At 47.8% G+C, this 9548-nt stretch carries 10 protein-coding genes; 5 read left to right on the top strand and 5 right to left on the bottom strand.

Annotation, left to right across the window (positions count from 1 at the left end; all coding sequences use genetic code 11):
- Positions 1-273: 273 nt before the first annotated feature.
- The 5 genes from B3157_RS03600 to B3157_RS03620 all read left to right on the top strand — a co-directional run bounded on the left by B3157_RS03600 (position 274) and on the right by B3157_RS03620 (position 4575).
- Positions 274-999 (top strand): TetR/AcrR family transcriptional regulator, encoded by a 726-nt coding sequence (locus B3157_RS03600; RefSeq protein ID WP_292588909.1) that lies wholly within the window; start codon positions 274-276, stop codon positions 997-999.
- A gap of 113 nt (positions 1000-1112) precedes the next feature.
- A complete protein-coding gene (locus B3157_RS03605) occupies positions 1113-3725 on the top strand; it encodes a calcium-translocating P-type ATPase, PMCA-type (RefSeq protein WP_292588911.1) in 2613 nt (870 codons plus the stop codon).
- Positions 3726-3773: 48 nt separating this feature from the next.
- Positions 3774-4040 carry a hypothetical protein gene (locus tag B3157_RS03610; protein ID WP_292588913.1) on the top strand — a complete coding sequence of 89 codons (267 nt, stop codon included), beginning with the start codon at positions 3774-3776 and terminating at the stop codon, positions 4038-4040.
- A complete protein-coding gene (locus tag B3157_RS03615; RefSeq protein WP_292588915.1) occupies positions 4037-4315 on the top strand; it encodes a hypothetical protein in 279 nt (92 codons plus the stop codon). The genes B3157_RS03610 and B3157_RS03615 overlap by 4 nt, the downstream gene beginning before the upstream one ends.
- Complete coding sequence (locus tag B3157_RS03620) at positions 4312-4575, top strand: hypothetical protein (protein WP_292588917.1); 264 nt, start codon at positions 4312-4314, stop codon at positions 4573-4575. Before B3157_RS03615 ends, B3157_RS03620 begins: the two co-directional genes overlap by 4 nt.
- A gap of 65 nt (positions 4576-4640) precedes the next feature.
- On the opposite strand, the gene B3157_RS03625 is transcribed toward B3157_RS03620, so the two are convergent.
- From B3157_RS03625 to B3157_RS03645, 5 genes are all read right to left on the bottom strand, one after another.
- Positions 4641-5309, bottom strand: coding sequence for an NAD(P)H-dependent oxidoreductase (locus B3157_RS03625; RefSeq protein ID WP_292588919.1), 669 nt, complete (start codon positions 5307-5309; stop codon positions 4641-4643).
- Entirely contained in the window at positions 5290-5838 is a 549-nt protein-coding gene (locus B3157_RS03630) for a flavodoxin family protein (protein ID WP_292588922.1), read from the bottom strand. Before B3157_RS03630 ends, B3157_RS03625 begins: the two co-directional genes overlap by 20 nt.
- Positions 5838-6899 carry a Gfo/Idh/MocA family protein gene (locus tag B3157_RS03635; protein ID WP_214078645.1) on the bottom strand — a complete coding sequence of 354 codons (1062 nt, stop codon included), beginning with the start codon at positions 6897-6899 and terminating at the stop codon, positions 5838-5840. Before B3157_RS03635 ends, B3157_RS03630 begins: the two co-directional genes overlap by 1 nt.
- Positions 6896-7702 carry a sugar phosphate isomerase/epimerase family protein gene (locus tag B3157_RS03640; RefSeq protein WP_214061550.1) on the bottom strand — a complete coding sequence of 269 codons (807 nt, stop codon included), beginning with the start codon at positions 7700-7702 and terminating at the stop codon, positions 6896-6898. Before B3157_RS03640 ends, B3157_RS03635 begins: the two co-directional genes overlap by 4 nt.
- A gap of 475 nt (positions 7703-8177) precedes the next feature.
- Positions 8178-9233: a zinc-dependent alcohol dehydrogenase gene (locus B3157_RS03645; protein WP_292588926.1), complete on the bottom strand. Its 1056-nt coding sequence runs from the start codon at positions 9231-9233 to the stop codon at positions 8178-8180.
- Positions 9234-9548 lie beyond the last annotated feature (315 nt).

Below are 9548 nucleotides of genomic sequence, written 5' to 3' on the forward strand. Positions count from 1 at the left end.
TAACTTATGGGTAATGATAAGCCCTCAAGGGAGGATTCAAGATCAAGATCATCAGGAGCCAAATACGAATTCGCGCAAGAATCAGCATATTTATGGCATTTGACTCCCTGAGTTATGGATAATGATAAGATTTCTAAGAGCTGAGGTGGCCCATTCTTTTAGTGGTAGTCTCGTTTTCTTCAATCAATTTTCCCAGTCACTTTTCCATCTATTGACAGTCAGCAATAACGGTATATAATCTATTTGACTAACCGGTTAGTCAGGAGGTTGAAATTGAAATCCTCAGATGTCAACGAGGCTCGAGAAAGAATAATAAAATCATCGATTGCGTTGTTTTCTCAAAAGGGATTTCACGCCACAACTGCAAGCGAGATAGCAGAAGCTGCGGGCGTAACCAAAGGTCTCATATACTATTACTTCAATAGTAAGGAAGAGATTCTTAGCCACATCGTGGATTCTCTGCTAAAAGACGCGACGACGATAGCGATGGACTTCGTTCAGGCAAGCATTATCCAGATGATAAGAGATGGCGAGCTAGATATAGAGCATGACAGGATGAAGTTCATCGATGAAGATTCGGTTGCGCGTTTCGTGAAGAGGTCGCTCTTCTATTACGACAGGATACTCGATTATCTAATTGAGAACAGGCTAATTCTGAGAATATTGATGTACGAATCCTTGAAAGAAAGCAAACACCACGACGACCTCTTCAGATTGCTTGATCTCACAAGAGATACCGAGGACAACCAGATTTTCAAATCGATTTCCGAGGCAGATAGCGACTTCAACTACTCGTCAGAAATGACGCTTTTCAAATTCTTCTTCTCGATAATTCCGCTTGTAACCTTTGCGGCTTACTACGACGACCTCAAAAAGAAGAGTCTGATGAGTGATGAAGAGTTGCGCAATTCGTTTTTACAATCATTTCGAGTTGTTCTCTCTTCTCTGATAAAAGGGACCGAGATTTCGCTGAGGACAGGAAATCTTGGTCAATCGTGATCGGAGCTCGCCAGCGAGAAGTTTTCACGAAGCTTTCTGGTGGGACTTCCTAGTTTTGAGACGATTCTCATCTGGAATGGATAATTAGATAAATGAAAATCGTGGAGGATACTATGACTTGGCATTTCATTGAGACAAAAGCAGTTACCGAACAACTTGAAGTCGATCCAGAAATAGGCCTTAGCTTTTCTGAAGCGGAAGAACGTCTGGGCAAATACGGCGAAAACATTCTCCGCGAGGAGAAAAAGAAGACGAATCTTGAACGCTTTGTAGAGCAGTTCAAGGACGTTATGATAATCATTCTGATTGCCGCCGCGGCGATTTCGTTTCTTGTCTCGATCTTCGAAAAGGAAGGGTTCTTTGAGCCAGTCTTGATTATGCTTATTGTTATCTTGAACGCTGTTATCGGTGTAATACAGGAGAGCAAGGCAGAGAAGGCTCTGGATGCCCTGAAAAAGCTTTCCTCGCCAAACGCCAGGGTAATCCGTGACGGAGAACAGAAGTTGATTCAAGCATCGAAGCTGGTGCCGGGAGATATTATCCTAATTGAGGCCGGTGATTTTGTTCCTGCCGACGCGAGAATCATTGAAAGTGCGAGTTTGAAGGTCGACGAGTCTGCCCTGACCGGTGAATCGGTCCCCTCCGAGAAATCGGCAGATGCAATCGTTAAGGAAGAGGCCTCTATCGGTGATAGACACAACATGGTTTTCTCGGGATGCGGCGTCAGCTATGGAAGAGGGAAGGGCGTCGTCGTTGAGACTGGAATGAAGACAGAAATGGGAAAGATCGCAGGCCTGCTTTCAGGAGAAGAAGACACTCAGACTCCTCTTCAACATAGACTGTCCGTTCTTGGGAAGTATCTCGGTATCGCCGCTCTTATCGCCTGTGCAGTGATTTTTCTTGTCGGGCTTATTGAAGGTATTCCAATAATGGAGATCTTCATGATCTCTGTTTCGCTCGCGGTTTCAGCGATTCCAGAAGGGCTTCCGGCGATTGTGACCGTTGTGCTTGCCATTGGAGTCCAGCGAATGGTGAAGAGAAACGCTATTATTCGGAAGCTGCCCGCCGTGGAGACTCTCGGAAGCGCTACGGTGATTTGTTCAGATAAGACGGGAACTCTCACACAGAATAAAATGACCCTGGTCAAGGCCTTTTCGGCTTCTTCGTCAGTTACTGAGGAGATCAGCGATGATAACTCGTCTGAAATAAGGGACCTCTTGCTGTACGCAACGCTTTGTTCTGACGGGAGAGTCGTTATTGAGGATGGAGAAGAGAAGCACATCGGTGACCCGACTGAGACCTCTATAGTGCTGGCAGCCATGAGGAATGGGATCCTAAAAGATGAGATAGAGAAGAAGTATCCGAGACTGGCCGAGATACCGTTCGATTCTGAACGGAAAATGATGACAACTATTAACGACATCGATGGAAAAAACGTGGTAATTGTAAAAGGAGCAATAGATTCAGTTTCCACAAGATGCACATCCGGAGATGTTCAAAAGGGTAGAGAGATCGCGGAGGAAATGGGTAGCAGCGCGCTTCGAGTTCTTGCCGTCGCCTCCAAAGAGATCCAGAAGATTCCTGCGACCCTCGATCCAGCTGAGATTGAGAGTGGTCTTACGTTCCTCGGTCTCGTAGGTATGATTGATCCAGCGCGTCCCGAGGCGAAAGAGTCCGTAAGACTGTGCCGGCAGGCAGGGATCAGGCCGGTGATGATCACCGGCGATCACAAACTTACGGCTGCGGCTATTGCCAGAGAAGTCGGCATCTTGCTTGATGGAGATGAGATTGTATCCGGAATTGAGCTGTCAAAAATGTCTGATGATGAACTGGACAGGAGGGTAAGAAATATCTCGGTCTATGCAAGAGTGTCGCCGTCAGACAAAATCAGGATCGTTCATGCATTGCAAAAGCAGGGTGAAGTCGTTGCAATGACGGGGGACGGGGTGAACGACGCTCCAGCTCTAAAAGCCGCCGATATCGGATGCGCGATGGGAATAACCGGAACAGATGTTGCGAAGAGCGCGGCCGACATGACCCTTACCGACGACAATTTCGCGACGATTGTACACGCCGTTAAGGAAGGCCGCGGCATATACGACAATATCAGAAAAGTGGTCGGTTTCCTTCTGGGAACAAACATTGGAGAGATACTTACAGTCTTCACCGCCATGATGATCTGGAGAGAAGCCCCGCTGATATCTGCGCAACTGCTCTGGATAAACCTCGTGACCGACAGCCTGCCAGCGATCGCGCTCGGCATGGAGCCAGTAGAAAAAGATGTCATGAATAGAAAGCCTAAACCTAAGAATGAAGGCATTTTTGCCGGGGGACTGGGACTTCAGGTTCTTCTTCAAGGAGCTATGTTTGCTATTCTCACTTTGATTGGCTTTGCGATTGGCTGGAAGAGCACCGGAGATGTTATTGCAGGAAGAACCATGGCCTTTATAATTCTTTCTTTGACTCAGATCTTTCACTCGTTTAATATGCGGTCAAGTCACTCGCTGTTCAGAATCGGGATCCTTTCAAACAAAGTGCTATTTCTTGCTGTGTTGACTTCGTTTACGATGGTGGCTGCCGTTGTTTTCATCTCTCCTTTCGCCACAATTTTCGGATTGGCTCAACTGGAGACACCGATGTACGTTCTGGCTCTCCTTCTCTCGCTGGTGCCTATTCCCGTAATTGAGATTGCGAAGTTGATTGGACTGATTCGCCACAAGCGTTGACAGAATGAAAGTAAGGCAGCTGCCTGTATCTGGGTCGGCCTTGCTCTCATGTTTCTTCGCGCGACACAGTACTACTGTGACAACGAGTCGCCAGTCGATTCTCTTGTCCATATGGTTGCAATCGCGGGCTGGGACGATTTCATATCGATTGCAGGTCCGCCCGTGCCGGGAGCGTGGCTTATAGGAGACAGCTTGAGTGAAGATCTCCATGACGGAGGGTATCTCTGGATTTCTTACTATGACACGGTCTTTCTCAAGGAAAATAGCTATGCGGTAAGTTTTGTCCAGCCAGCGGTGAAGGATACGATCGAATGAGCTATCAATCCAGTGAAGGAGCCTTTTCAGAACCGGTGACAACGTCGTCAATGTACAAGAGCCATGGCTACAGTTCTTTGGGTTTTGATTCTTGGGGTAGTTCCAGTTTCATTGCCAGAGAAGACGGTTCTATCAAAACTGTTGGCCTCATACTGCCAATAAAGAAGAATCTATCAAGATCGAGATCTACGAAGCCCGGAATGAGGATGAAAACAGATTCTCTGGACTGGTGCTTTCAGACGAGGTTCTGGTTGAAGAGAGAGGATACCATGTGATTGATCTCAGTCGAGAGTTGCCGCTTGTGCGAGAAGAGGACTTCGTTGTGGTTCCGGGCTTCTTTTATAGCCAAGAGTTCAAGAGGGAACAAGTAGTCTTTGTAGTTAGTGATGAAAGACCTGCAGAGCTTGTGAAGACCTATCGAGCTTCCTCCAGTGATGCCGAAGGATTTGAAGAATGGATCGATTACGGAGAGATATATGAAAACTCGGTCCTGTTTGTTCAGACAATTATGAGAAGCCTGGACCGAGCTTCCTGATTTCCTTCACAACTTGGGTCACTCTACAGAATTCAGTAGTATAAGGGAATGCAGGAGATTCGTTTCTATTCTTCGTAAGGTCTGTCATTCCTTCTTTTGTAAACCCCGTTCGCCTTAAGTTGTCTGTTCCAGTATTCGTTGAAAATGCCGGCCGGGGAAAGGGCAAGAGCGATCGCTTTGGCAGCCAATGGTATTCTCTCTGGATGAGCGATTTTTCCGAGCAGATCTTTGTCCAGCTTGCCGGTCTTCCCAAAGATCTCTCCGAGCTCCCGATATCTCTGAAGTACCTCTGAATCTTCAGATAGAAATCTCGCTCCTTCCATCCCTCCCCTGCTGATACATCCCACATAGTCTGCTCCAAGTCTTCCTGCAAGCTTCTGCAGGTATCTTTCGACAAATCTCAGATTCAGAGTCTCAGGAAAACCGCACTGAATGGAAAACAAGAACTCTTTTCCCGATAACTTCCCTTTCAAATTGTATAAGGACTCGAACAGCTCCATCACTAAGCCCGGCATGCTGTCGACATACAAGGGGAAGGCGAAGAGAACCTTATCGGCAACGGCAATTTTTTCTGTCGCATCGGAGAGGACCGCATGCCCTTCGATCAGGTTCAGAACTCCCAGCTGGAGATTGTTCTGGAGAGAGGCTTTTATTCCCCTCAAGAAGTGATTCGCAATTACGAGTGAGTTGCTCCTGGTTCCTCTAGGCGATCCATTAATGATTAGTAATCGCATATGCGACCTCCTCAGGCGGCTTCTCATCGGAATCGAAGAATACAAGACTGGTTGCCATCTCAATTGCCACCCGTTCATAGATTGCCCGAACTATTTCCAGATCCTCTTTGTCTGTATCGATTTCTTTCTCGATCAGGACACCCAGGAGCGGGTAAGTCTTGTAGCGCTTCTTGTGGTGGATTTCGCCGGCTCTTATGGTGAAATAAGGATGGACGATCGGGATCATCTTGTCGATCGCTTTCTTAAGAATCGATGTGGTGAAGCCAAGAATGAGCGGTGAGGCAAAGATAAGCAGATCGGAATTCACTGCGGCCCGTCTGATTTTGACTGTGTCATCTGGAACGATGCATTCTCCAGGAGTTTCGACCCAGCATCCAAAACATCCCATGCATTGCTTGATCTCCAAATCTCTCAATTTGAAGTATTGAATCTCGTTCTTCATCTTTGAAAGAAATTCGACAAGCTTTTCAAGGTACTCTTCAAAAGTGCCGCTATCCTCAAAAGCTCCGTTCAGAATTGTGATCTTCATTATATTAAGCCCCTTTCAAATATCACAGCCGAACCACTTTCAGCCGATTCATAAAAAGCGTCGAGGAGGCTCTGAAGGAGATATGCCTGTTCAGGAGTGGGTAATTCAGAACTCCCTTCCCTGCAGCGATCGAAAAATGCTCCTAACGATCTCATATAGCAGTTGTCATCTTCTACAAAGGGAAGAGAAATATCTGCCAGCTCGCCGTGAATCTCAGTGAACACTTCGGGCGGAAAGACTGTGGCGCCCGCCCTGTCGCCGAAGATCTGAAGATTCACGTTGGAACGATCCTTCATGTTCAACGCGAAAGCTGTTTTCAGAATCAATGACGCTCCGTTCGTGAATTTCACGAACCCAAATGCCGAATCTTCGACTTTGAATTTACCCGGGTCCCAGCTGCCCATCAATCCGACACCCTTTTTGTTGCCTATCTTGCAGTAGGTGCTGGCCGTCACGCTATCGGGCTGGGGGAAGCCCATCATGAAGAGGGCGAGATCGAGCATGTGCACTCCGATATCCATCAGGGGTCCTCCGCCCTGCAATTCCTTGCTCGAGAAGGAACCCCAGCCGGGTACTCCGCGCCGTCTCAAGAAGTTCCCCTCGCAATGATAGACTTCTCCAAGATCGCCGTTATCAACGAACTTCTTGATCGCGATTGCCTCTCTTCTGTACCGGTAGTTGAAGTTGAAAGAGAGAATCCTTCCGGACTTTCTCGAAGCGACCATCATCCGACGGACCTCTTCCTTGTTCATAGCAGGGGGTTTCTCACAGAAAACATGGCAACCTGTCCTGAGTGCGGTTACTGTGGCCGCCGCATGAAATCTATTCGGCGTACAGACGAGTGCTGCATCCGGCTCGAGAGTCGAAAGCATCTCCTCGTAATCGTGGAAAGCCCGTTCTACGCCGAATTTCATCGCCAGTCTTTCGGCTCTCTCCGGCACAATGTCTGCAATCCCTACAAGATCCAATTCTTCCCTCATTGATGAGAGAATGGGCAAGTGTGTAACCTCTACTATCTGACCTGCACCGACTATCGCAACCCGGAGTCTGTCGTTTCTCATGTATCAGAGTTCCCTACAATGCTTCTTATGAAGCAACAGGATTCTCTATATCTCTCGATCGGGTCGTCTCCAGTAACCCTGCATTCAAAGACCACGTTACCGCCATAATCGATTTCCGAAAGTGCTGAAAAGAAATAACCGAAATCAAGATGGGCCTGGCCCGGTTGATATCGGTTGCTGTCGGCGATATGTACGTGAGCAATAAACTCCTTGTTCTGCACAATGCTTTTACGAAGATCGGCCTCCTCGATATTCATATGGAAGGCGTCGGCAGTCAACCTTACACTAGAGAACCCCCCCTCTTCGATCAACTTTGCGGCTGAGCCAAGCGTGTTCAGCATGTGATCTTCATATCTGTTTAGCGGCTCGAGATAGATAAGTGTAGCCGTGTCTTTGGCCAGTGAATTCAGCCTCTCCAGAGAGTCAAGAAGGACGGCAGTGTCTTCCGAGTCCGATCTTGGAGGAACCATCGGAGGAAGCCTTTTCGAGAACATTCCCCAGGCTGCAGGCACTACTATGCCTTTGCCGCCGACGTCAGCCAGTGCTTGCAGGATCTCTCCGATATCCTTTATTGCTTGAGATCTCCTCTCGCTCGAGAAATCGCCTATCCAGCCGCGGTAACCTCCGCATGCGCTTGCAACGGGAACGCCGGTGGAACGAACGGCCGCCTTCACTTCGGCGAGCTCTTCGATCAAGAGCCTTCCATCTATTTCGAAGCCGTCAAATCCCAGCTTATACACAAAACTTAGTTTCTCCTCCATTCTTGAAGGAAAGAACTCCTTGTCTTGAGTGATCAGCTTCATGTATTCCTCCTTTCAAAAGTTCGTCAATAGCCGCAGATTGATGAAGTCTTGCTGATCTAACTATATGTACAACTGGCTGTTCGTTTTCTCTTGGGAGCAAGCCGTATACACATCTTCTTCTCTGAAGTTCGATCATTTCCTTCCCCGGTTCACAAATCGCTCCTCATTGTGCAGATAGCCAGCTGTATCTCTTGAAATGCGTTTCCAATCGTGTGTCCCGTTCATAATAGAACAGCCTCGTTTTCTGATCAGATCACCGGGATTTTCCGGCAAGTCCGCCTTCTCTGACTACGATTATACAAAGCAGTCTCTCAGTCTTCAGTGACTCACACCCTCAGCTACTGCTCGCTCTAATCCATCGAGAGAGAGTTTATAATCAAGATCGCTAGAGGCCAACCACAGAATTTGCGCATGAGACAAGAGGCTGGAACATTACTGCCGATCAACTTCCTGACTTTTGGATGATCATGAACCTTCAAAAAGCCACTCCGAGCTTGACGCTCAGTTCGGGATTTTTGTCGACGTACTTGCAGTAGGCTTCGGCGGACTCTTCAAAGCTGACGACGGGGTTAACGATTTCATCGCCGCGAAGAGAACCGTTGCATATCATCTCCCAGCAGACTCTTTCAACCCTCTTTCTGTTCCACCTCGGATAGTCGGGTCCCGGTTCACTTGCCGCACGGGAGAAGATCAACCGCCCATAGTTGTAATGGGCTTCACGCCCAAAATTGATGCCGCCGAGAAACTCCTTTGCCCAGGCAACGTACGAAATTGTTCCCCCGTGTGCAAGACCTCTGAGGGCCGACTGCAGAGCAGAAGGAGCTCCGCTTGTCTCGATTATGCAGTCTGCACCGGTCTGAAGAGTGAGCCTCTTGATCTCAAGTCCAACATCGCAAGCTTTTGGATCTAGAACAAAATCTGCACCTGAGTTCAGCGCAACCTCGCGCCTGATTTCAATAGGATCGACCGCTATCACCGGGCTTGCCCCGATCTTCTTCGCGAGTTGGACCGCCAGCAGTCCTATGGCTCCAAGTCCAATTACTGCAACATGGTCACCCGGCCTCACATTCCCGTCTCTGATCCCGGACAGAGCAAACTGAGCTGGATCATAGCACACGGCGCTCTTCCAGGAGACGGCCTCGGGAACTCTCAACAGACGGTGATTGCCAACGGCGTTGACAATTTGAGTCTCGCGAATTCCTCCGTAAGAACAGACTATCTCACCAACACTATAGTCCCTCACATCCACACCCTTTACAACGATTCTACCTACCCACATATTGCCGAGATTCCAGGAACCGAACTCAACTCCCTTTCCATGATCCGGAGATCGAGGAACTAAGAGCTTCCAATCGTCATCGTAACGTTCGTTTATAAGCGGGCTATCGCCTCTGAAATCAGCTATCTCCGAACCGTGCTTTGGAGAAGCGAACTCGACTTCGACCATAACCTCGTTCGCCGCTATCTTCCTGTCCCTGTATTCAACAATCGCCGCCTTTCCTGGCGCAGTTGCAACAAGCATTCTTGGCATTTCCCCTTACCCCCTGTTCAAAAACTGTATTCCCGTTTCGATTATTATCCCATACGATAAACTACATGCTTCGGTTCTTGAAGACAATTCCATGAAGTGAAGAATCGTAAGTGTTTTTCTTGACTTTATCACTTGAACCCATAAAACAGAGAAGATAGTGACTCAAACCCGCATGGTTTCGTAGGCACTATTTTTTCTGTCTATATTTTTTAGTGGTAACTAATGAAAAGTTGGATTTAAGTATTGATTATACAATTACTTGCTTTTGGAAGGTATTCTATGGTTGTTATTAAGTAGTCATGTTTATAAAGCCCA

Origin of the sequence: Mesotoga sp. UBA5557, assembly GCF_002425715.1 — a bacterium.
Classification (GTDB): domain Bacteria; phylum Thermotogota; class Thermotogae; order Petrotogales; family Kosmotogaceae; genus Mesotoga.

Bases quoted from the DNA above. Each gene is read 5' to 3' on its own strand.
- B3157_RS03605 (WP_292588911.1), top strand. From the start codon at position 1,113: ATGACTTGGCATTTCATTGAGACAAAAGCAGTTACCGAACAACTTGAA.
- B3157_RS03610 (WP_292588913.1), top strand. From the start codon at position 3,774: ATGTTTCTTCGCGCGACACAGTACTACTGTGACAACGAGTCGCCAGTC.
- B3157_RS03615 (WP_292588915.1), top strand. From the start codon at position 4,037: ATGAGCTATCAATCCAGTGAAGGAGCCTTTTCAGAACCGGTGACAACG.
- B3157_RS03625 (WP_292588919.1), bottom strand. From the start codon at position 5,309: ATGCGATTACTAATCATTAATGGATCGCCTAGAGGAACCAGGAGCAAC.
- B3157_RS03630 (WP_292588922.1), bottom strand. From the start codon at position 5,838: ATGAAGATCACAATTCTGAACGGAGCTTTTGAGGATAGCGGCACTTTT.
- B3157_RS03635 (WP_214078645.1), bottom strand. From the start codon at position 6,899: ATGAGAAACGACAGACTCCGGGTTGCGATAGTCGGTGCAGGTCAGATA.
- B3157_RS03640 (WP_214061550.1), bottom strand. From the start codon at position 7,702: ATGAAGCTGATCACTCAAGACAAGGAGTTCTTTCCTTCAAGAATGGAG.
- B3157_RS03645 (WP_292588926.1), bottom strand. From the start codon at position 9,233: ATGCCAAGAATGCTTGTTGCAACTGCGCCAGGAAAGGCGGCGATTGTT.